Source organism: Afipia sp. DC4300-2b1, assembly GCF_049895725.1.
GTDB classification, from domain to species: Bacteria; Pseudomonadota; Alphaproteobacteria; order Rhizobiales; family Xanthobacteraceae; genus Afipia; species Afipia broomeae.
Genome location: NZ_JAFCSX010000001.1, coordinates 335,876 through 354,200, shown reverse-complemented (window position 1 = coordinate 354,200; position 18,325 = coordinate 335,876). Strand labels below are relative to the sequence as shown.

The window sequence follows — 18,325 nt, the reverse complement described above, 5'->3', positions numbered from 1 at the left end:
GGGCCCTGGCCATGCATTTCGATCTGGTGGATATGCGGCTGTTCGTGGCGGTCGCCGAAGCCCGCAGCATCACTCATGGCGCCGAGCGGTCGGCGCTGGCCCTGGCATCGGCCAGCGCGCGCATCAAGGGCATGGAAGCGGCGCTGGGCGTGCCGCTGCTGCAGCGGCAGCGGCGGGGCGTCAGGCTGACGGCAGCGGGCGAAAGCCTGCTCGACCATGCCCGGATCGTGCTGCATCAGATGGCGGCGATGCAGGGCGAACTCAGCGCCTATGCGCGGGGCCTGAAGGCGCGCATCCATATGCTCGCCAATACCTCCGGCGCGAGCGAGCATCTGCCGAAGGCGCTCGCGTCGTTCCTGGCGAAACATCCCACGATCAGCGTGGACGTCGAGGAGCGCGAGAGCGTGGAGATCGCCACGGCACTGGCGTCGGGCGCGGCCGATATCGGTCTCGCGGTCGATGCGATGCTGCCCGAGGGGCTCGATCGCTTTCCGTTCTGCGACGACCGCCTGGTGTTGATCGTGCGGCCGGACGACGAGATCGCGCAGCGCCGCCAGACGAATTTCCGCGACGTCGCAGCCCGCGATTTCGTCGGCCTGACCGAGGTCAGCGCCTTGCAAAGCCATATCGCCACTCATGCTGCGCAACTCGGAGTCCGTTTGCGGGTGCGGGCGCGGCTGCGAAGCTTCGATGCGATCTGCCAGATGGTGGAAGCCGGCGTCGGCGTGGCGATCATTCCGGAGGCTGCCGCGCGCCGCTACAGCCGCTCAATCAAGATCAAGACAATCAGGATGACCGATCCATGGACCAGCCGCAGGCTGGCGATCTGCACGCGCGGCAGGCAGTCATTGCCCCGCCCGGTGCAGCAACTTGCGGATCACCTGAAGATGTTTGCGAAGGTGTGATGCCGAAAGCTGCGGCGTCTTAGGTATTCAGGATCTTCAGTGCTTCGTCATGGATGCGCTTGTCACCCGCTGCGACGAGGCGGCCCCCTGACTGCGCGGGCTTGCCCTCCCACGTGGTGATAATGCCGCCTGCACCGGTGACGATCGGAATCAGGGCGGCGACGTCGTAGGATTTCAGCTCGGTCTCGATGATGAGATCGAGATGTCCGGCGGCAAGCATGCAATAGGCATAGCAATCGCCGCCGTAGCGGGACAGCCGCACGCCGGCTTCGACGCGCTCGAACTGCGCGCGGTCCGGCGCCTTCATCAACCGCGGACTGGTGGTGAACAGCGTCGCCTCTGCGAGCGATGCGCAGCGGCGCACCGACAATTTGCGTTTGCCGGAGGGGCCGTCATAGCGCGCGGAGCCGCCGTCGCCGCTGAAGCGTTCGGCGATATAGGGCTGATGCATCATGCCGAACACCGGCGTGCCGTTGTGCATCAGCGCGATCAGTGTGCCCCAGATCGGCAGGCCGGCGATGAAAGACTTGGTGCCGTCGATCGGATCAAGCACCCAGACATATTCCGCGTCGGCGCGTTCGGATCCGAACTCCTCGCCGACAATGCCATGAAGTGGAAAGCTGTCCTTGATCATCCGGCGCATCACCGCTTCGGCGGCGCGGTCGGCTTCGGTGACCGGATCGAGATCGCGTCCAGTATTCTTGTTCTCGACACTGAGCGAGGTGCGGAAGAAGGGAAGGATGGTGTCGCCCGAGGCGGTCGCCAGTCGTCCGATAAAAGCGGTGAAGTCGATGACCGTCACGGGGATTCCTTTAGAGCGACCACGAAGCCGATGGAGTGTAAGTGCGAACCTGTTACGGCCCTATAAGAGTCCGGACAGGGGAGCAATCGCCTGAAGTTCTGACAGCGCGCCACTAACCGGAGTGTTCATTCCTTACTTTCCGATTCCAAAGCGAAGGTGCAAATGAAAGCCTGATCGCCCATGAATAGAATAATCATTCATTTCTTGGGCACGCTTTCATGCTTTTTTGGCACCGTCCGCTTGTCAAACTTCTCGATAAGTTGTTGTTATATCAGAAGAATGTAGTTTTTAGTTGAGTGGAAGGTCGCAAGTCTGTTATGCGCTGAGGGCATGACTAATTCTTTAAAAATACTTGCTCTGAGTGCGCTGCGGCTGCATATTGTTGCGGTGCGATAACGCCTCGCGTTATTGCTGCCCTCCTTGGGCGTTTCCTCCCTAGACTTGGGCCACTTGCTTTCGCGAGTGGCCCTTTTTTCTTGGGCGGGGGAATCGGCAACGCCGAGGCGTCCTGTGCGAGGAGATTCGCATGAGGAAATTTATTCTGCCGCCGCCTGGAACGGTCCGAGGCTGTCGAGCGGGATCGCGGCCAGCGCCTCTGCGAGAACCATGAAATCATCGGCGACCTTGCGGAATTGCGGGCCACGCTCGCGCCGCCGCTCATCCATGTAGATTGCGCGATTGAGTTCGAGCTGGATTGTATGCAGTCCGCTGGCCGGGTTGCCATAGTGCTCGGTGATGAAGCCGCCGGCGTAAGGTTTGTTGCGGCCCGCCGAGTATCCCAGACTGGTGAGCGTTTCCTCGACCACATCTGGCAGCAGGCTCGCGCAACTGGTGCCGTAGCGATCGCCGATCACGACGTCGGGGCGTCGGGGCTCATCGCGCGTGACACCGACCGATGGCATCGAATGGCAATCGACCAGAATGACCGTGCCGAAGGCCTGATGTGTCTTGTTGATGAGGCGGCGCAATGCGCGATGATAAGGCTTATACAGCGACTCGATGCGGTTCAGAGCGTCCTCGACGTCGAGGCGTTCGAAATAGATTTCCTGACCGTCGCCGACCACGCGCGGAATCGTCCCGAGGCCACCCGCGACCCGCATCGAGCGGGTGTTTGCGAAGCTCGGCAGCCGTCCGGCGAACATGCGCGGATCAAGCTCATAGGGCTCGCGATTAACGTCGACATAAGAGCGCGGAAAATTCACCCGCACGATCGGAAATCCTCGGCCGGTGAGATCCGCGATGATCTCGTCCATGAACGAATCTTCCGAACGGCGCAACGCCGCCTGATCGATGCGGGAAGCGGCCAGAAATTCGCGCGGATAGACCGATCCTGAATGCGGTGAGTTGAAGATGATCGGCGCGCGCCAGACGGCCGGCTCGATGATCTCGAACGGAGGCGACAACTCGTCCTCGAACTGGGTCATTGCCACCTCTTTCCTCGCCATTTTCATCTGCGGTGTTATGCTCACCGCTGCTGAAATGCCTGCCCGGGCAACACATTTCGCCGGAAAAGCAGGTGTTTTGTTCGACATCATTGTCCGCAAACCTAACTGATCTGCCAATAGGAACTTCGCCTTCACCCGAAATTTACTCTCCATCGGCCAAATAGGCGGCGGGGACTTCTCCATTCACGATCAGACGACCAGTGACAGGCCATGCAGCACAAAATTCTCCTCGCCGAAGACGACAACGACATGCGCCGCTTTCTGGTCAAGGCGCTGGAGAATGCCGGTTTTCAGGTCTCGTCCTACGACAACGGGCTGTCAGCCTATCAGAGGCTTCGCGAAGAGCCTTTTGAAATGCTTCTAACCGACATCGTGATGCCGGAAATGGACGGCATCGAGCTGGCGCGCCGCGCGTCTGAACTGGATCCCGATATCAAGATCATGTTCATCACCGGCTTTGCCGCCGTGGCGCTGAATTCGGACTCCGAGGCGCCGAAAAACGCCAAGGTCCTGTCCAAGCCGGTCCATCTGCGCGAACTGGTCAGCGAAGTGAACAAGATGCTGGCGGCCTGAGGGCCATCGATTCGGGGGGTAATTTGACCCCAAAACACGTCTTCCCGTCCTTGCCTGCGGCGATCCAAGCCGATATAGGGACGCATCCCGGCACCAATGGTTTTTAAGGGCGCGTAGCTCAGCGGGAGAGCACCTCGTTGACATCGAGGGGGTCACAGGTTCGATCCCTGTCGCGCCCACCATCGCCTCTCAATACAAGCAGCCTCTTGGCATGGGGGAGACAGCGGATATCCGAATCCGCCGATGGCCCTGCCGCAGATCGTATTTTCCAGACATCGCAATAGGATTTCCCGGGGAACTGGGGGATTTCATGACCAACACAGCCGTATTTTCGGCGATTGCGGTGCCTGCCTTTTCGGCGCTGCCCGCATCCGCTCAAACAGCCGACCGTCAGTCGTCCGCGCAGCGTGCCGCGGCGATCCAGAATTCGCCCGCGCGCGACGCAATGGCCGCCCAGCCGGTGGTCCCTGTAGGTCCGACGGCTGCCAATCCGTGGTCGTGGGGCGGCTTCTACTTTGGTGTGGGCTGGGGCCGCGAAAAGAAATCGCTCGACCAGGGAACGGCGTATCAAACGCTTGTCCCTGGCGGGCCCGGCCAACCGTCGAACGAACCGGTTCGGCTGGATTCCACGAACTATCTCAATCGCGGTCACGTCCTCGGCGGTTATCTCTGGCAGTACGAGCGGTTTCTGATCGGCGCGGAGGGCGATTATTCCTTCGGCGACCGTGTCACGGCATCAATTCCGTTCGGGCCTGAGCCCGGTTATTGCGGCGTCGGAACGACCGGCAACTATATCTGTGGAAGCCCGACCTCGTTCGGTTCGGTCGAAACCAAGGGGCATCTGCGCGGCGTCGCCGGCTTTGCCATTACCCCGGAACTGATGGCGTTTATCAGCGGCGGCGCGGCGTTTGGCCGAAGCGACACCGTCGGTTCTCATGTCGGCTTCGCGCTGGCGAGCAGCCCGGCTGCACCTGTCATCGTGTCCGGCAACTCGTTCGCTCCGGACAAGAACCTGACCGGCACGTCCATCGGCGGCGGCATTCAGGTGAAAGCCAGCGAGAACCTCATCGCAAGGCTCGAATATCTGAAGGATACATACAACGACGTAATGACGAGCGGCGCGACTGTTCAGGCGAACGTCAACGGCAATATCGTGACGATGACGTCTCCAAGCGAGAAGGTGAAAGTGACCAACGAAACCATTCGTGCGTCGCTGATCTATCGTTTCGATCCCAATGTCTCGCCGTCGGCGGCTGCGGCTCTCAACTGGAAGTCGTTCACGACCGATCCGGGGCTCTACGCCAATACATGGGCGGGCTTCTATGTGGGCGGCGGCATCACTCAGAACAACTACGAGGTCAAGCAGGAAGGCGGCATGTCGATCAGCCTCGATGACAACACCACGGCTGGCACGGATTTTTCAAGGCAAGAGGGCTTCTCGCGAAAAATGGATCGCACCGGCGATCATCTTCTGATCGGTTATCGCGCGCAGTGGAACAGGTTCTGGCTGGGTATCGAAGGCGACTTTGAGTTCAACTCCCTGTCCAGCCTTGCGAACGGAAAGAGCCCCGGCCAATTCGGAGGTCCCTCGGGTGCCAACATGACCTGCTACATGTTTCCACCGGCAACCTCCTGCGTTGGTCTGGCGATGGCGGGCAACCTTTCCGTCGAGAGCAAGAACCATCTTCGTCTGATGGGCGGCTTTGTCATCACGCCTCAACTCTCGGGGTTCTTCAGTTACGGAAAATCCTACGGCACGGTTTCGGGCAGCATCGGATCGAGCGCCGGCGGTTTCACGATTTCGCCACCAAGTTTCCCGCTCCTCGGTGCGGCGACGGTCACCCGGACCTTTGCCCCCGAGAACCTGATCGGTACCTCCATCGGCGGCGGGTTTGAATTCAAGGCGACCGACGATCTGTCCATCCGCGGCGAATATCTGCGGGACACCTACACGTGGAGTCACCTCCCGATCGGCGGCGCAGGCTTCGGCGGAAGCATCGGCAACCTCACGACCAATTCGTTCGCCGCCGCATCCAATGTCCACCAGATCGTGAATGAGGCCTACCGCGTCTCGCTGGTGTATCGCTTGCTGAATCCGCAGGGCGACAGCTTCTGTTCTTTCTGCTGGTGATCTTCCTCTACAGGTAATCGCGCCTGCCGGTCATTGGATCGGCGGGCGTTTTCGTGTCTGGAACTCTGAAGGCGCTGCTGCGTTGCCTGTGCCGGAGGACGATCACATGCGAACTTTTCTCGGAATGGTGCTGGGCTGCCTGCTGACCATTGGCGTGGTCTACATTCACGACTCAATGGCGACATCGACAGTGGCCAGCGGTTCATCCGCCGGCACATCGCGCCAGATCGTGAACTGGGATGTTGCCGCCAGTGAGTGGGGACAGGTCAAGGAAAACGTCCGCACCACCTGGCTGAAGCTGAAAGCCAGCAGTGGCTGATAGTTTGATCGCGGATGATTCAAGTGAGCAAGGCCCGGCAGCAATGCCGGGCCGTTGTTCGCGGGAGGATCACACGTCCGTTGTTTTCTTCTCGAGCATGCGCGTGGCGCGGGAGCGGATCGTCGCCTGGATGCCATGCGCAAGACCTGCAAGCAGCCAGGGCAGCATCACCTCGAGCTTGACGTGATCTTCCGCCACCTCGATCGTTCCGCCGACCTGTTGCTTCAACGCCGTCAACTGGAATGCGAGGCGATCGCCGCTCCAGATTTCCTCATTGATCTGAAGAATCTTTCCGTATTCTGATCGCACGCTGCCGAGTCCGGCCTTCAGGCGGCGAGTCGCTTCTTCCTTCCCCAGCTTGTGGGGAATGGAGACGATGAACGGTTGAGCCAATGTCGTGCCTCGAGCGATAGGTTCGGAGGCCGACTATAGCAACCGAAGCCGATGCGGGCTCAAGGAATTTCAAGGTTCATTAACACTGATAGGCGCGGCCGCATGCGGCAAGGGCGGTTCCGTGATATTTTGAGGCATGCTCCGCCTTGTGACAGTCGCGTCCGTGCTGTCGTCGAATCTCGGTGCGCGTCCCGCACCTGTGATCGATACGACGGATGACGCCTCCACCGGCTACTGGGCTTACCGTCTCAGTGTATCGCCGCAGGATATTGCCGCCGCAATCGATGAGGTCGGCCCCTCTGTCGCCGCGGTGCGCCGGCATCTTGGCAAATAAGCGTTGAGCCGGGCCAAGCAAAAGCCTGGCACGAGGCCGGGCTGTATTCGCAAACAGAATGACGGCCAAGCGGTCAGATCAATCACATTGCTGGTAGCCGGACGATGAGCACTTCTGCGCCCTTGCCCGTGCGTTTGCGATCTGCTGGGAGCTGAGCTGGCTGGACACGGCCGCGAGTTCTTTCTTGGCCTCGTCGTTCCCCTGCATCGCGGCGACGTCGTACCACATGTATGCCTTCTCGATATCTTCGGATTCCTTGCCTTCGCCTGTGTAGTACAGGCTTCCGAGCAACACCTGAGCGTCCGCATTGCCCTGCTTTGCCGCGAGGCGGCCCCACTTCTGGGCCTGCTTGCGGTCCTTGGAAACTCCGAGACCCATTTTATGCATCAGGGCGATACGATACTGCGCGACGGCGTTCCCCTTTTCCGCCAGCGGTCGAAACAGCTTCGCGGCGGCGGCGTATTCCTTCTTCGCAAAAGCTTTCAGCCCGTCTTCCCATGTGCCTGCGTGCGCGGCAGGGACGTCCATCGTCAATCCAGCGGCAAGGAGAGCCGCAGCCAATCCAGTAGATCTCCACATTTGCAAAGCCCCACTCCCTCATAAACTATAGGGCCTCTATATCCCGGACGCCGAGTTGGCACAACGCGACCACGCTCGTCCATTCGTTGGAGCGAGCGTCGGATGGCTCAAAGTGCAATGCAAAACATTCTCAATCTGCGCACGCGCGAAAGGCGCGCGTCGAAACGCACGCCTTTCGCTGAGTCCGATTCCGTATCAGTAGTAGCCGCGCAGTGGCCGCCTGCGGGGCTGCCTGTTCAGCATCAAGGCCAGCGCGAAACCGACCGCCCCTGCGATCAGCAGGGCGCCGAGCGGTTGCTCGCGAACGGCAGAGGCCACCGCCTTGTTACCGTCGCGATAAAAATCGCTGCCCGTATCGAGTGCCTCCTTGGCGTATCCGCTTGCCGCATCGCCGATATCGCGTGCCGCGTCCTTCGCCTGGCCGTACAGGTTCTGCACGGTTCCCGCCGCCTCGCGCGCACGTCCCGACGCCTCGGTCGATGCATCGCCCGTTGCGCGGCCGAATGCACCTTCAACTTTTCCTGCGGCGTCTTTTGCTGCGCCTGTGATCCGATCCTTGTCCATCGTCATGTTCTCCGGGGGTGATGGACCAACAACAGTCTGACCTGCCATGGGTTCCGTCGGATGCCGAAAATGCCGCAGCAGCCGAACATTTTTCGATTTGTCTCGTTGATAGGGCACAGCAAGGGAGTTGCACATGGCAGACGTATCGAAGATCAAGGAACATATGGACGTGATTGATTCCACCGGTAAAAACATTGGTCAGGTCGATCACCTCGAAGGCAACGACAAGATCAAGCTCACCAAGACAAGCTCGCCCGATGGGGTACACCATTTCGTTCCGGTCGCGTGGATCGATCATGTCGACACGCATGTTCATCTGAAGAAGCCGGTCAACGACGTCAGCGAGTTGCAAAAGGCGTCATAGTATTCTCAAACAGAAAAGGCCCGCTCATTGAGCGGGCCTTTCGCGTTGCGGCTGATGGGCCGTCAGCCCTTGATGAAGGCCAGCAGATCGTTGTTGATGACGTCCGCATGCGTGGTGATCATGCCGTGCGGATAGTCCTTGTAGGTTTTCAGCGTGCCTTTCTTTAGCAGCTTGGCGCTGAGCGGGCCGGATGCGACGTACGGCACGATCTGGTCGTCCTCGCTGTGCATCACCAGCACGGGAATATCGATCTTCTTCAGGTCTTCGGTGAAATCGGTCTGCGAGAAAACGACGATGCCGTCATAATGCGCCTTGGCGCCGCCGATCATGCCCTGACGCCACCAGTTGCCGATATTGCCTTCGTTGGGCTTCGCGCCAGGCCGATTGAAGCCGTAAAAGGGCCCTTCCGGCAGATCGCGATAGAACTTGGCGCGGTTGGCAGCGAGTTGCGCCTGCAGATCGTCAAAGACGGACTTGGGCAGACCGAGCGGATTTGCGTCGGTCTTGACCATCAGCGGCGGCACCGCAGAGATAATAGCTGCTTTCGAAGCCCGGCTTGTGCCGTGACGTGCGAGGTAATGCACGACCTCACCGCCGCCGGTCGAGTGGCCGACATGAATTGCATCTTTCAGATCGAGATGAGTGACGACGGCGGCCAGATCGTCGGCGTAATGGTCCATGTCATGACCGTCGCCCACCTGGGTGGAGCGGCCGTGGCCGCGCCGGTCGTGTGCAACGACGCGAAAACCCTTGGAGAGAAAGAAAAGCATCTGAGGGTCCCAGTCGTCCGCCGAGAGAGGCCAGCCATGGCTGAACACGATCGGCTGCCCCGAGCCCCAGTCCTTGTAGAAAATGTCAACGCCGTCTTTGGTTTTGACCATAGGCATATCGTTTGTCCTTTCATCTTCCCGAGAACGTGCCGGATAGTCGGGTGACACCCCTGATACGATAGCTCGTCCACTGTTTCGATGACATGGGCGGGTGCCGTTATTTGCGCAGAAAATCCAGGCAGTCTCTATGTTACGCCTGAAAATGTCATACTGGCCTCTTTTTGAGACGCGGGCTTTCGGCAAACCTATCGTGTCTTTTCCTTTTTTGCTCTTTCGGTTTTTTCGATGCGGGAGCATAAAAAAAGGCGGCGCTGTTGCCAGTGCCGCCTTTTGTTGCATGTCTATGCCGCTTCGATCAGCCGTGCAGCTTCTTCGCGGTTTCCGCGATGGTCTTGCCCTGATAGCGGGCGCCGGCAAGTTCGTTCGCGCTCGGCTGACGGCTGCCGTCACCATCGGTGATGGTGGTCGCGCCGTAGGGCGAGCCGCCGGTTACTTCCTTGACACCCATCTGTCCGGCGAAGCCGTAGTTCAGGCCGACCACGACCATGCCGAAGTGCAGCAGGTTGGTGATGATCGAGAACAGCGTGGTCTCCTGGCCGCCGTGCTGCGTGGCGGATGAACTGAACGCGCCGCCGACCTTGCCGTGCAATGCGCCCTTCGCCCACAGGCCGCCGGCCTGATCGAGGAAGTTCGCCATCTGCGACGAGATGCGGCCAAAGCGGGTGCCGGTGCCGACGATGATCGCATCGTAGTTCGCAAGATCCTCGATCTTGGCAACGGGCGCCGCCTGATCGACCTTGTAGTACGACGCCTTGGCGACGTCGGGCGGGACGAGTTCGGGAACGCGCTTGATGTCGACAGTCGCGCCGGCTTCGCGTGCGCCCTCGGCGACAGCGTTCGCCATCGCTTCGATGTGTCCGTAAGCCGAATAGTAAAGAACAAGAACCTTGGCCATGATGGCCTCCTTCAGTTTTCAGGGTTGAATGTGAATTGGCGAGAGAGAATGGATGCGGCTTAAGCCGCATCCACGAGAACGAGTTCGGTGTCTTCGAGCGCGGTGACCTTCACCGACGCTTCTTTCTGGACGGCGACGCCGTCGCGGGCATTGGCGCGTACGCCGTTGACCTCAATGCGGCCGGCCGCCGGAACGAGATAGCCGTAGCGCGTCTCGCCGAGCGCATACTCCGCGGTCTCGCCGGCCTTCAGCGTTGTCGCCAGCACGCGGGCGTCGGCGCGGATCGGCAGGGCATCGTTGTCGGCCCTGAAGCCGCTGGCGATGGTAACGAACTTGCCGGAGCGGTCGGCCTTCGGGAACGGCTTGGCGCCCCAGCACGGCTGTCCGCCTTCCTGCGTCGGCTCGATCCAGATCTGGAAGATCTTGGTCGTCACCGGTTCAAGATTGTACTCGGAGTGGCGGATGCCCGAGCCTGCGCTCATCACCTGCACATCGCCCGCCTCGGTGCGGCCCTTGTTGCCGAGCGAGTCCTGATGCGTGATCGCGCCTTCGCGAACGAAGGTGATGATTTCCATGTTGGCATGAGGATGCGCAGGGAAGCCGGTGTTCGGCGCAATCTCGTCGTCGTTCCAGACGCGCAGGCTGCCGTGATTCATATTGTTCGGGTCGTAGTGGCTGCCGAACGAAAAGTGGTGCTTTGCCTTGAGCCAGCCGTGATTGGCGCTGCCGAGTTTGTTGAATGGCCGAAGTTCGATCATGGGATATTCCTTCGTTGAATGTGCTTGAGGTGACCGCCGGGTGCGTGATGCACGGTGGGTGACCTCGAATTCGATGGGTTATGGATAAGCGCTCCCGAATGGTGCATAAATAGAAACTATGGAAACTCATTGTTTCCATATTTGGCACATAAGGGATGGCTCGCATGCCCAGGCTTCCGGACTTCGAAGCGCTGGCGATCTTCGCCAAAGTCGTGGAAATGCGGTCGTTTGCAGGGGCTGCGACCGAACTGGCGCTATCGAAGGCGACTGTGTCCAAGGCCGTCAGCCGTCTTGAGGACCGGCTCGGCGCACGGCTGTTCAACCGCACCTCGCGGCAACTGGCGCTGACCGATGCCGGCCAGAGACTGTCCGAGCGCGCGGCACGACTTCTGATGGACGGCGAGGCGGCGGAGAACGAAGCGCTGGCGCAATCGTCCGCGCCGCGCGGTCTGGTGCGCTTTGCTGTGCCGATGACCTATGGCGTCCGGGTCATTGCGCCGCTGCTGCCGGAGTTTCTGAGCGCCTACCCCGAAGTGTCCATCGACCTGCATCTGAGCGATGCCATGGTCGATCTGATCGGGGACGGCTTCGACGCCGGCATCCGCATCGCGCGCCTGCCGGATTCATCGCTCGTTGCGCGCCGGTTGAGCGACATGCGGCGCTACACGGTGGCGGCGCCGTCCTACCTGAAGAAGTACGGCCGGCCGACGCATCCCATGCATCTCGCTCAGCACAAATGCTTCGGCTACGCATATCTCTCGACGCCGGGCGTGTGGCACTACGTCAATGCGGCGGGCGAGCAGGCGACGGTGCGGCCGTCGGGGCAACTGCGTGTCAACAACGGCGAAGCCACCATGCCGGCGCTGCTGGCCGGGCTCGGCATCGCCGATCTGCCGGATTTCATTGTCGGCGACGCCATTGCGTCGGGACAACTCGAAGTCATCCTCAAGGACTGGAAACAGCCCGAGGGCGCCGTTCATCTGGTGATGCCGCCGGGCGGGCCGCGCCCCGCGCGTGTCGAAGTGCTGGCGGATTTTCTCGCCGACAAACTTGGCCGCACCAGACGCGGGGCCCGCTAAGTCCGATCACGTTCCTGTTCCGCACTGGATTGGCGGGCCAAGTCTGCGTAACATGGGCTTCCATCCTCGAAGGTTTCCCTGAATGCGCAATTTCATCTCGCCGTCCCGCTCCATCGCAGTGGGGGAACGCGGCATGGCCGCGACCTCGCACCCGCAGGCGACTCTCGCCGCACTCGACATTCTGAAAGCCGGCGGCAATGCGATGGACGCTGCCATTGCGGCGGTCGCCTTGCAGGGCGTGGTCGAGCCGCAGATGACCGGCATCGGCGGCGACTGCTTTGTGATCTATTCGCCGAAGGCGGGCACGCCGGTTGCGTTGAACGGTTCGGGCCGTACACCCGAGAAGACCGATCTCGCTGCAACGATGGCAAAGGGCGCGAAGGCGCTCACACCGACCTCGATCGAAGGCGTCACCGTTCCGGGCGCGATCGATGCATGGTGCAGGCTTGCTGCGAAGCACGGCAGCAAATCGCTGGACGAGATCTTCAAACCGGCCATCGATGCCGCCGAAAACGGTTTCCGCATCACGCCGCGCGTGGCGTCGGACTGGTCGCGCAACCGTGCGAAACTCGAAAGCAATCCGGCGGCGACAGCGCATTATCTCCCCGGCGGTGTCGCGCCTGCGATTGGTGACCGGCGCAGCCAGCCGGCACTCGGAAAGACGCTGCGCCGCATCGCGCGCGAAGGCCGCGCGGCATTCTATGAGGGCGAGGTCGCGGAAGAGCTTGCAAGCGTGCTGCAAGGCCTCGGCGGTGTGCACACCGTGCAAGACTTCGCCGTGAACACGCCCGAAGACGTGACGCCGATCTCTACGAGCTACGGCGGCCATGACATTCTCGAATGCCCGCCGAACGGGCAGGGCCTGGCGGCGCTGATGATCCTGCGCACGCTGGCGGGCTACGACATCAAGGCGCTCGCGGAAGTTGACCGCGTGCACCTCTTGGCGGAAGCGACCAAGGCGGCGTATCGCGCGCGCGATGCGTTCTTCTGCGACCCCGCACACGGCAAGGTCGATGCCGCGCATTTTCTTTCGGACCAGTATATCGGCGCGATCCGCAGCAAGATCGACATGACGCGGGCCAGCGCTGCTGTCGACTGGGACGACATCGAGCACAAGGATACGGTCTATGTCACCGTGGTGGATCGTGATCTCAACGCCGTGTCGTTCATCAATTCGCTGTTCCAGCCGTTCGGTAGCGGCATCTATGCGCCGAAGTCCGGCGTGCTGCTGCACAACCGCGGCTGGGGCTTCCGGCTTCAGCCCGGTCATCCCAATGCGCTCGGCCCGAACAAGCGGCCGATGCACACCATCATTCCGGGCATGGTGATGAAGAACGGACGCTGCATGATGCCGTTCGGCGTGATGGGCGGCCACTATCAGGCGACCGGCCACGGCAACTTTCTCTCCAACGTGTTCGACCTCGGCATGGACATTCAGGCCGCATCCGAAGCGCCGCGCTCGTTCGCGTTCGAGGGCGTGCTGTCGCTGGAGCCGACATTTGGAAAAGAGATCGGCACGGAACTCGCGGCGCGCGGGCACGAGGTCAAATGGGCCGATGTCGCCCTCGGCGGCTGTCAGGCGATCTGGATCGATCACGAACGCGGAGTTCTGCTCGGCGCCACCGACCATCGCAAGGATGGCGTGGCGCTCGGCATTTGAGCACTCGTTCCGGACGCACGTTGTGCGTCCGTCGGCACATCAACCGGCGCGGCTATCATCCGCGCACGATTGGCATTGTCACGTATTGCCGTACTTCATGAAAAAGCACCGCCTCTCACCCGAGAGGTTGTGGCATCGCCATGTCTTGCCGTCCTCGCTTGGCGTCGCCTGCTCGAACGGAACCAGTTCCTTGAATCGCGTCAGCCAGATTCCGTCGGGCCGGACCTGAACCTCGTCGGAACTCAACTGTTCGCAATCGCTCGGGCCGCAACAGTGAACGCCATCGGAACCTCTATAGGCCCCTTCGGCGATCCAGTTCGGACGTCCATCCGCATCATGCGCGAAGCAGACGCGGGTTATCAGGAGTCCCACTGTCAGGAACAAGAAAATGACTGATCGCATCACATCACCTCCTTGAGGAAATGCGAAGCATCAATCGTGCCAGATGGAAGGCTTATCGATCTCCGGCGGCATGCCTGAACTGCGAAGACAGTGCCGGCGAATCAATTCGGCAACACCTGCGGCTTGCCCGCGATTTAGGGGTGTGCGGCGAGCAGTTTCGGCAAATCCGCCAGCGCGCCAATGCGATAGTCCGGTTCCCAGCCGAATTCATCCATCTGCATGCGGATCGCCTTGAACATCGACAACGGCCGCACGAGGTCGGCTTTCACAAATTCGGTAGCCATCGCCCGTGGTGTGACGCGTTCGATCCAGGCCACGTTCAGGCCGAACGCCTTGGCGCCGCAGGCATCGAACGGATTGGAGGAGACGAACAGCACCTCATGCGGCTTCACACTGAGATTTGATTCGATCAGGTCATAAGTGCGCGGCGACGGTTTGAAGATCTTGGTCGTGTCGATGCTGATGGTGGCGTCGAGAATGGTGTCGAGGCCGGTGTTGCGCACCAGTGCATTCAGCATATCGGTGCTGCCGTTCGACAGGATCGCGAGCTTGCGGTCTTTCATCGCCGCGAGAGCTTCCTTCGCATCGGGGTAAAGATCGAGGTGGACGTACTTCTCCATGATGCGCTCGGAGGCCTTCTCATCGAACGTCAGGCCGAGCGCCTTGAGCGTGAACGTCAGCGATTGCCGCGTGATGACCGAGAAATCCTCGTAGCGCCCCATCAGTGAGCGAAGCCAGGTGTATTCGAGCTGCTTCATGCGCCAGATCTGGGTGATCAGCTCGCCATAGCCGGGAAACGCCTCGTCGGTGACAGCGGCGACCGACTGCACGTCATAGAGCGTGCCGTAAGCATCGAATACAACGGCCTTGATCGTCATCTGCGCTTCCTTCAGGGTATGGCGACAAAGAATAAAAACAAATTCTCAGGGAGGCATCATGAATCGGCGCGAGCTTCTGAAAGCGGCTGCAGTTGTGCCGCTGTCACAGGTTGCATTGCACACGCTGTCCGGCAACGCCAATGCGCAGGCCGCATGGCCGTCGCGCAACATCACCATGATCGTACCGTTTCCCGCTGGCGGGCAGGCCGATCTCGCGGCGCGGCCGGTGGCGCTGGCGCTGGAGCGCATTCTGGGAAAACCCGTGATCGTCGATAACCGCGCCGGCGGCGGCGGCGGTTCGGTTGGCAATGCTGCGGCTGCGCGCGCTGAGCCCGACGGCTACACGCTGCTGATGACACTCTCGTCGCTGGCGGTATTGCCGGAAGCCGACCGGCTGTTCGACCGCCCGGTGGCTTATGAGATGTCGCAGTTTGCGCCGGTGGCACGGGTGCTCGCCGATCCGACCATGCTGGCGGTACCCGCATCCGCGCCATGGAAAACGGTCAAGGAGTTCGTCGAGGACGCGAAGGCGCGGCCGGGCCAGATACCTTATGGCTCGTCCGGTCCCTACGGCACGCTGCACATCGCGATGGAAATGTTTGCGGCCAGCGCCGGGATCAAGCTGCTGCATGTGCCGTTCCGCGGCGCAGGCCCGGCACTGACGGGATTGCTGACCGGCACGGTGCAGGCGGTGGCCTCGGCGCCGGGCACCCTGCGTGCGCAGGTCGATGACGGCAAGATGCGCGTGCTGGCCGGATGGGGCGCAAAGCGCGTCGCAAGTTTCCCCGACGTGCCGACGTTTCAGGAGCTCGGTTACAAAGACGTCGAGTTCTACATCTGGGCGGGTTTGTTCGCGCAGACGGCATTGCCCGCGCCGATCATGACAAAGCTGCGCGAAGCCATGGGCGAGGCCGTGCGCGCGCCGGAGGTAGTGAAAACATTCGAGACCGCAGGCAGCCCCGTCGCCTACCTCGATGCGCCGGAGTTTACGAAATTCGTCGAAGCCGACAGCGCGCGGCTGATCGCGGCAGTGAAGAAGATCGGCAGGGTGGAGTAGCGCGCGCTCACGCCATCATGCCACTTCGCTCTGCTCCCGGATTTCGCTGACGTCGATCCACTCGGCGCTGGTCAGTTCGGCCATGCGTGCGGGCGAGATGCGAACGGCGCTGTTGATCGAGCCGGCAGCCGGCACGACTTCACTGAAGGCCTTCAGTGAAATGTCGCAATAGACCGGCAGCGGCGTTTTCAATCCGAACGGACAGATGCCGCCAACCGGATGGCCGGTGGCCTCGAGCGCTTCCTCGGCGCTGAGCATGCGCGGCTTGCCGCCGAACACCGCGCGCGCCTTCTTGTTGTCGAGCCGGGCGGTGCCGCAGGTGACCACCAGCAGCACGCGGTCACCCACGCGCAATGATAATGTTTTGGCGATCTCCGCAGGTGTCACGCCAAAGGCTTCGGCGGCCAGCGCCACCGTGGCGGAACTTTTGTCCGATTCAATGACGGTAATATCGGGCGCATTTTTCGCGAAAAACGCGCGAACTGTTTCGATGCTCATGCTTTGTCCTGTCGGCAAACCTGTATTCCGACCGAGGACCTACCATGGCCAAAGCCGCGCGCAAATCGTCCGCAAGACGGACGCGAAAGACATTATCTGCAGGGAAAGCATCCTCAAGGAAGGCAGGCAAGATGCGCACGTCGGCCAAGCGTTCCGTCCGTAAATGGTCGGGCCGTGTCACAGCCACCAGTGATGCGCTCGATCTCAAGCATCATCTGTTCAAGCAGCGGAGTCCTGCCGCCATCGCGCGTTCGTTGAAGCGCTCGGCGGAGCGCAACCATCGCCGCAAGGCCAGCCCGTACCAGTCGGCGATGTCGATGCTGAATTTTTACATCAACCGGGGCGGCAAGAATCTGTCCGCAGTTCGCAAGCGCAAGCTCGAAGCGGCCAAGTCCGAGGTGCGGAAGGCGTTCGGGAAAAAGGCAGCCTGACGTCGGGTCAGCCATTGGCGGTGGTCTGGGTCCGGATATCCTGCGCGGTGCGCTTGAGCGCGACCAGAAATTTCTTCTTGGCTTCGGCCTCGGTCACAGTGCCCGAAATGGTGTTGATGCTGACAGCGGCCACGACATGGCCGGCCTGGTCACGGACCGGCACCGCGATGCCGCAGATCGCAGGATCGAGTTCGCCGTCGATCCAGGCATAGCCCTGCTGCTCCACCCGCGTCAGTTCTTCACCAAGTTTGATCGGGCAGGTGAGGGTGCGGGGAGTCACCTGCTTGAATTCGATCTCGGAGATATATCGCGCACGCTGGTCGGGCGGCAGCGCGGCGAGCAGCACACGTCCCAGCGAGATCAGATGCGCGGGCAGGCGGCTGCCAATGCCGAGATTGGCGGACAGAATGCGCCGCGCCGGCAGGCGCAGCGCATAGACGATCTCGGTTTCATCCAGCACCGCCAGCGCGCAGGATTCTCCGATCTCGTTACGCAGGTCTTCGAGCGCGCGCTGGGCATAACCCCAGTAGGGCAGCGCGTTGAGATAGGACAATCCGAGGCCAAGCGCGCGCGGACGCAGGCTGAAGTAGCGGCCGTCGGCTTCGCAATATTTCAGCGCCACCAGTGTTGCGAGCATGCGCCGAGTGGTTGCCCGCGTCAGTCCGGCGGACGCTGCCGTCTCCGACAGCGTATGCCGTCCCGGCGGCTGTCCGAGCGCCTCGACCACGGAAAATCCTCTCGCGATGGCGCGGACGAAACCGTCACTCTCCTTGGGCATTCAGACATCCTCTCAAAACCGGACTTGTCAGGATCGAAAAGCCGGATCATAGTGTTCGTACAGTGACTATAAAGTTCGCCTGATGAACATAGATGAGAGATTGCCATGGCGCAAGCACAAGCTTTCGAGACCGACTTCTGGAAGGACGAAAATTTGCGAAAGGTCTGGGACGAGATCGTTCCGGGTGAACCGCGCAAGACGATTCCCTACCTGCTGACCAAGGAAGCCATCGCGCTCCTGTGCAAGGCCGTCGGTGAAACCAACCCGCTTTATCTCGATGAGGCCTATGCCAAGACCACGCCCTGGGGCGGGATCATCGCGCCGCCGTCCATCCACATCCTTCTGATGTTCGCCTGCACCGAGGCGGACGACTGGATGCGCTCACCCGGCACCGTGAATGCGGGCCAGTCCTGGAGCTACAACAAGCCCGCACGGCCCGGCGACACGATTACGCTGCAGGCTCGCGCGCTCGACAAGTTCATCAAGCGCGAGCGGCTGTTCGTGGTCCACGACAACGTCTTCTTCAACCAGCACGGCGACGTGATCTGTTCCGGCCGCGGCCAGACCATCCGGCCGATGTAACGCGAGGA

The 18,325-nt window shown here is 61.2% G+C and carries 23 protein-coding genes and 1 tRNA gene; 12 read left to right on the top strand and 12 right to left on the bottom strand.

Annotation, left to right across the window (positions count from 1 at the left end):
• Positions 1-11: 11 nt before the first annotated feature.
• Complete coding sequence (locus ACP7AL_RS01785) at positions 12-905, top strand: LysR substrate-binding domain-containing protein (protein WP_425988180.1); 894 nt, start codon at positions 12-14, stop codon at positions 903-905.
• Between the two features lie 19 nt (positions 906-924).
• Here ACP7AL_RS01785 and hisN read toward each other — a convergent pair whose 3' ends face one another.
• Both hisN and ACP7AL_RS01775 read right to left on the bottom strand, forming a co-directional pair.
• Positions 925-1,707 carry a histidinol-phosphatase gene (gene hisN / locus ACP7AL_RS01780; RefSeq protein ID WP_425988178.1) on the bottom strand — a complete coding sequence of 261 codons (783 nt, stop codon included), beginning with the start codon at positions 1,705-1,707 and terminating at the stop codon, positions 925-927.
• A 536-nt stretch (positions 1,708-2,243) separates the two neighbouring features.
• Entirely contained in the window at positions 2,244-3,131 is an 888-nt protein-coding gene (locus ACP7AL_RS01775) for an N-formylglutamate amidohydrolase (RefSeq protein ID WP_425988175.1), read from the bottom strand.
• A 231-nt stretch (positions 3,132-3,362) separates the two neighbouring features.
• Here ACP7AL_RS01775 and cpdR point away from each other — a divergent pair, with 231 nt between their 5' ends.
• The 4 genes from cpdR to ACP7AL_RS01755 all read left to right on the top strand — a co-directional run bounded on the left by cpdR (position 3,363) and on the right by ACP7AL_RS01755 (position 6,175).
• The gene (gene cpdR, locus ACP7AL_RS01770; RefSeq protein WP_002713397.1) at positions 3,363-3,725 is read left to right on the top strand and encodes a cell cycle two-component system response regulator CpdR; all 363 of its coding nucleotides are present in this window, start codon (positions 3,363-3,365) and stop codon (positions 3,723-3,725) included.
• A 107-nt stretch (positions 3,726-3,832) separates the two neighbouring features.
• Positions 3,833-3,907 (top strand) — tRNA-Val (locus ACP7AL_RS01765).
• Between the two features lie 128 nt (positions 3,908-4,035).
• On the top strand, positions 4,036-5,856 hold the full coding sequence (locus tag ACP7AL_RS01760; RefSeq protein ID WP_425988171.1) for an outer membrane protein: 1,821 nt from the start codon (positions 4,036-4,038) through the stop codon (positions 5,854-5,856).
• Between the two features lie 106 nt (positions 5,857-5,962).
• The gene (locus tag ACP7AL_RS01755) at positions 5,963-6,175 is read left to right on the top strand and encodes a hypothetical protein (protein ID WP_425988168.1); all 213 of its coding nucleotides are present in this window, start codon (positions 5,963-5,965) and stop codon (positions 6,173-6,175) included.
• Positions 6,176-6,244: 69 nt separating this feature from the next.
• Here the strand turns inward: ACP7AL_RS01755 and ACP7AL_RS01750 are convergent, their stop codons facing one another.
• Positions 6,245-6,568, bottom strand: a complete 324-nt coding sequence (locus tag ACP7AL_RS01750; RefSeq protein WP_425988166.1) for a polyhydroxyalkanoic acid system family protein — start codon at positions 6,566-6,568, stop codon at positions 6,245-6,247.
• Positions 6,569-6,704: 136 nt separating this feature from the next.
• Between ACP7AL_RS01750 and ACP7AL_RS01745 the strand changes: the two genes are divergently transcribed.
• The gene (locus ACP7AL_RS01745; protein ID WP_425988163.1) at positions 6,705-6,902 is read left to right on the top strand and encodes a DUF3606 domain-containing protein; all 198 of its coding nucleotides are present in this window, start codon (positions 6,705-6,707) and stop codon (positions 6,900-6,902) included.
• 78 nt (positions 6,903-6,980) lie between these two features.
• Here the strand turns inward: ACP7AL_RS01745 and ACP7AL_RS01740 are convergent, their stop codons facing one another.
• Together ACP7AL_RS01740 and ACP7AL_RS01735 are read right to left on the bottom strand one after the other, a co-directional pair.
• Positions 6,981-7,463 (bottom strand): tetratricopeptide repeat protein, encoded by a 483-nt coding sequence (locus tag ACP7AL_RS01740; protein ID WP_425988161.1) that lies wholly within the window; start codon positions 7,461-7,463, stop codon positions 6,981-6,983.
• Between the two features lie 213 nt (positions 7,464-7,676).
• The gene (locus ACP7AL_RS01735; protein ID WP_425988159.1) at positions 7,677-8,045 is read right to left on the bottom strand and encodes a CsbD family protein; all 369 of its coding nucleotides are present in this window, start codon (positions 8,043-8,045) and stop codon (positions 7,677-7,679) included.
• 133 nt (positions 8,046-8,178) lie between these two features.
• On the opposite strand from ACP7AL_RS01735, the gene ACP7AL_RS01730 reads away from it, so the two are divergent.
• The gene (locus ACP7AL_RS01730; RefSeq protein WP_425988157.1) at positions 8,179-8,409 is read left to right on the top strand and encodes a DUF2171 domain-containing protein; all 231 of its coding nucleotides are present in this window, start codon (positions 8,179-8,181) and stop codon (positions 8,407-8,409) included.
• A gap of 62 nt (positions 8,410-8,471) precedes the next feature.
• Here the strand turns inward: ACP7AL_RS01730 and ACP7AL_RS01725 are convergent, their stop codons facing one another.
• From ACP7AL_RS01725 to ACP7AL_RS01715, 3 genes are all read right to left on the bottom strand, one after another.
• Complete coding sequence (locus ACP7AL_RS01725; protein ID WP_425988155.1) at positions 8,472-9,296, bottom strand: alpha/beta fold hydrolase; 825 nt, start codon at positions 9,294-9,296, stop codon at positions 8,472-8,474.
• Positions 9,297-9,594: 298 nt separating this feature from the next.
• Entirely contained in the window at positions 9,595-10,194 is a 600-nt protein-coding gene (gene wrbA / locus ACP7AL_RS01720; protein WP_006022191.1) for an NAD(P)H:quinone oxidoreductase, read from the bottom strand.
• Between the two features lie 59 nt (positions 10,195-10,253).
• Positions 10,254-10,952: a pirin family protein gene (locus ACP7AL_RS01715; RefSeq protein WP_425988153.1), complete on the bottom strand. Its 699-nt coding sequence runs from the start codon at positions 10,950-10,952 to the stop codon at positions 10,254-10,256.
• A 164-nt stretch (positions 10,953-11,116) separates the two neighbouring features.
• Here ACP7AL_RS01715 and ACP7AL_RS01710 point away from each other — a divergent pair, with 164 nt between their 5' ends.
• Entirely contained in the window at positions 11,117-12,031 is a 915-nt protein-coding gene (locus tag ACP7AL_RS01710; RefSeq protein ID WP_425988151.1) for a LysR substrate-binding domain-containing protein, read from the top strand.
• Between the two features lie 82 nt (positions 12,032-12,113).
• Entirely contained in the window at positions 12,114-13,691 is a 1,578-nt protein-coding gene (locus ACP7AL_RS01705) for a gamma-glutamyltransferase family protein (RefSeq protein ID WP_425988149.1), read from the top strand.
• 78 nt (positions 13,692-13,769) lie between these two features.
• Here the strand turns inward: ACP7AL_RS01705 and ACP7AL_RS01700 are convergent, their stop codons facing one another.
• Together ACP7AL_RS01700 and ACP7AL_RS01695 are read right to left on the bottom strand one after the other, a co-directional pair.
• Positions 13,770-14,093, bottom strand: a complete 324-nt coding sequence (locus ACP7AL_RS01700) for a hypothetical protein (RefSeq protein ID WP_006022187.1) — start codon at positions 14,091-14,093, stop codon at positions 13,770-13,772.
• 134 nt (positions 14,094-14,227) lie between these two features.
• On the bottom strand, positions 14,228-14,971 hold the full coding sequence (locus ACP7AL_RS01695) for a haloacid dehalogenase type II (RefSeq protein WP_425988146.1): 744 nt from the start codon (positions 14,969-14,971) through the stop codon (positions 14,228-14,230).
• 58 nt (positions 14,972-15,029) lie between these two features.
• On the opposite strand from ACP7AL_RS01695, the gene ACP7AL_RS01690 reads away from it, so the two are divergent.
• Positions 15,030-16,028 carry a tripartite tricarboxylate transporter substrate binding protein gene (locus tag ACP7AL_RS01690; RefSeq protein ID WP_006022185.1) on the top strand — a complete coding sequence of 333 codons (999 nt, stop codon included), beginning with the start codon at positions 15,030-15,032 and terminating at the stop codon, positions 16,026-16,028.
• Positions 16,029-16,043: 15 nt separating this feature from the next.
• On the opposite strand, the gene ACP7AL_RS01685 is transcribed toward ACP7AL_RS01690, so the two are convergent.
• Positions 16,044-16,526: a YbaK/EbsC family protein gene (locus tag ACP7AL_RS01685; protein ID WP_024919882.1), complete on the bottom strand. Its 483-nt coding sequence runs from the start codon at positions 16,524-16,526 to the stop codon at positions 16,044-16,046.
• 131 nt (positions 16,527-16,657) lie between these two features.
• Between ACP7AL_RS01685 and ACP7AL_RS01680 the strand changes: the two genes are divergently transcribed.
• A complete protein-coding gene (locus ACP7AL_RS01680; RefSeq protein WP_425988143.1) occupies positions 16,658-16,957 on the top strand; it encodes a DUF3175 domain-containing protein in 300 nt (99 codons plus the stop codon).
• A 7-nt stretch (positions 16,958-16,964) separates the two neighbouring features.
• Here the strand turns inward: ACP7AL_RS01680 and ACP7AL_RS01675 are convergent, their stop codons facing one another.
• A complete protein-coding gene (locus ACP7AL_RS01675) occupies positions 16,965-17,735 on the bottom strand; it encodes an IclR family transcriptional regulator domain-containing protein (RefSeq protein WP_425988141.1) in 771 nt (256 codons plus the stop codon).
• A 105-nt stretch (positions 17,736-17,840) separates the two neighbouring features.
• On the opposite strand from ACP7AL_RS01675, the gene ACP7AL_RS01670 reads away from it, so the two are divergent.
• Positions 17,841-18,317, top strand: a complete 477-nt coding sequence (locus tag ACP7AL_RS01670; RefSeq protein WP_006022179.1) for a MaoC family dehydratase — start codon at positions 17,841-17,843, stop codon at positions 18,315-18,317.
• The last annotated feature ends 8 nt before the right edge of the window (positions 18,318-18,325 follow it).

Excerpts from the sequence above, each read along its gene's own strand:
- ACP7AL_RS01785 (WP_425988180.1), top strand. The coding sequence starts at position 12 with ATGCATTTCGATCTGGTGGATATGCGGCTGTTCGTGGCGGTCGCCGAA.
- ACP7AL_RS01775 (WP_425988175.1), bottom strand. The coding sequence starts at position 3,131 with ATGACCCAGTTCGAGGACGAGTTGTCGCCTCCGTTCGAGATCATCGAG.
- cpdR (WP_002713397.1), top strand. The coding sequence starts at position 3,363 with ATGCAGCACAAAATTCTCCTCGCCGAAGACGACAACGACATGCGCCGC.
- ACP7AL_RS01760 (WP_425988171.1), top strand. The coding sequence starts at position 4,036 with ATGACCAACACAGCCGTATTTTCGGCGATTGCGGTGCCTGCCTTTTCG.
- ACP7AL_RS01755 (WP_425988168.1), top strand. The coding sequence starts at position 5,963 with ATGCGAACTTTTCTCGGAATGGTGCTGGGCTGCCTGCTGACCATTGGC.
- ACP7AL_RS01745 (WP_425988163.1), top strand. The coding sequence starts at position 6,705 with ATGCTCCGCCTTGTGACAGTCGCGTCCGTGCTGTCGTCGAATCTCGGT.
- ACP7AL_RS01735 (WP_425988159.1), bottom strand. The coding sequence starts at position 8,045 with ATGGACAAGGATCGGATCACAGGCGCAGCAAAAGACGCCGCAGGAAAA.
- ACP7AL_RS01730 (WP_425988157.1), top strand. The coding sequence starts at position 8,179 with ATGGCAGACGTATCGAAGATCAAGGAACATATGGACGTGATTGATTCC.
- ACP7AL_RS01725 (WP_425988155.1), bottom strand. The coding sequence starts at position 9,296 with ATGCCTATGGTCAAAACCAAAGACGGCGTTGACATTTTCTACAAGGAC.
- wrbA (WP_006022191.1), bottom strand. The coding sequence starts at position 10,194 with ATGGCCAAGGTTCTTGTTCTTTACTATTCGGCTTACGGACACATCGAA.
- ACP7AL_RS01715 (WP_425988153.1), bottom strand. The coding sequence starts at position 10,952 with ATGATCGAACTTCGGCCATTCAACAAACTCGGCAGCGCCAATCACGGC.
- ACP7AL_RS01710 (WP_425988151.1), top strand. The coding sequence starts at position 11,117 with ATGCCCAGGCTTCCGGACTTCGAAGCGCTGGCGATCTTCGCCAAAGTC.
- ACP7AL_RS01705 (WP_425988149.1), top strand. The coding sequence starts at position 12,114 with ATGCGCAATTTCATCTCGCCGTCCCGCTCCATCGCAGTGGGGGAACGC.
- ACP7AL_RS01700 (WP_006022187.1), bottom strand. The coding sequence starts at position 14,093 with ATGCGATCAGTCATTTTCTTGTTCCTGACAGTGGGACTCCTGATAACC.
- ACP7AL_RS01695 (WP_425988146.1), bottom strand. The coding sequence starts at position 14,971 with ATGACGATCAAGGCCGTTGTATTCGATGCTTACGGCACGCTCTATGAC.
- ACP7AL_RS01690 (WP_006022185.1), top strand. The coding sequence starts at position 15,030 with ATGAATCGGCGCGAGCTTCTGAAAGCGGCTGCAGTTGTGCCGCTGTCA.
- ACP7AL_RS01685 (WP_024919882.1), bottom strand. The coding sequence starts at position 16,526 with ATGAGCATCGAAACAGTTCGCGCGTTTTTCGCGAAAAATGCGCCCGAT.
- ACP7AL_RS01680 (WP_425988143.1), top strand. The coding sequence starts at position 16,658 with ATGCGCACGTCGGCCAAGCGTTCCGTCCGTAAATGGTCGGGCCGTGTC.
- ACP7AL_RS01675 (WP_425988141.1), bottom strand. The coding sequence starts at position 17,735 with ATGCCCAAGGAGAGTGACGGTTTCGTCCGCGCCATCGCGAGAGGATTT.
- ACP7AL_RS01670 (WP_006022179.1), top strand. The coding sequence starts at position 17,841 with ATGGCGCAAGCACAAGCTTTCGAGACCGACTTCTGGAAGGACGAAAAT.